This window comes from Streptomyces sindenensis (assembly GCF_014649035.1).
In the GTDB taxonomy this organism is placed as follows: domain Bacteria; phylum Actinomycetota; class Actinomycetes; order Streptomycetales; family Streptomycetaceae; genus Streptomyces; species Streptomyces sindenensis.
In genome coordinates, this window is sequence record NZ_BMSG01000084.1 from 1 (window position 1) to 936 (window position 936).

Here is a 936-nt window from a genome sequence, read left to right on the forward strand (position 1 = left end):
CCGGTGTGGTGGAGGTGTCGAGTCTTCACCGCACGGAGGTCTTCGTGTCCCACCGTAATGCCCGGCTGACCGTTCACGGCAGGCGGTTGCTCATCGAGCGTGTCCGCACCGGCCGCCCGGTCGCGCACGTCGCGGCCGAGATGGGCATATCGCGGCCCACCGCCCACAAGTGGATCCGCCGCTGGCGGGCGGAAGGCGAGCAAGGCCTGCACGACCGCTCCAGCCGGCCCCGGACGACACCGCACCGTACTCCGTCGGCGACCGAGGCCCGGGTGTGCCGCCTGCGCCAGGACCGCAAGCTCGGCCCCGCCCGTCTCGGCCCGATCCTGGGCCTGCCCGCCTCGACCACTCACCGGATCCTGGTCCGCCACAGCCTCAACCGCCTGGCCTTCCTGGACCGGCCCACCGGACAGGTCATCCGCCGCTACGAACGCGAGAGGCCCGGCGAACTCGTCCACGTCGACGTCAAGAAACTCGGCCGGATCCCCGACGGCGGCGGCCACAAGGTCCTGGGCCGCCAGGCCGGCCGCGCCACCCGCGGTGGCATGGGCTTCGACTACATCCACTCCGCCGTCGACGACCACACCCGCCTCGCCTACAGCGAGATCCACGCCGACGAGAAGGCCGCCACCTGCGCCGCCTTCCTCCGCCGGGCCGCCGCCTTCTTCACCGCCCACGGCATCGACCGCGTCGAGCGGGTCCTGACCGACAACGCCTGGCCCTACCGCAAGAGCTTCGCCTGGCGCGATGCTATGGCCGACCTCGGCGCGAGCGGCAGACTCACCCGCGCCTACCGGCCGCAGACCAATGGCAAGGTCGAACGCTTCAACCGCACCCTGCTCGAGGAATGGGCCTACCTGAAGCCCTACACCAGCAACCAGGAACGGTCCGAAGCCCTGGCAGACTTCCTGCACAGCTACAACCACCACCGCTGCC

Annotated in this window: 1 protein-coding gene; it reads left to right on the forward strand. The window is 70.9% G+C overall.

The window, feature by feature from the left end:
• Nucleotides 1–44 precede the first annotated feature (44 nt).
• Nucleotides 45–936: IS481 family transposase (locus tag IE145_RS33135; RefSeq protein WP_189529121.1), on the forward strand; the 892-nt coding region annotated here is incomplete at its 3' end.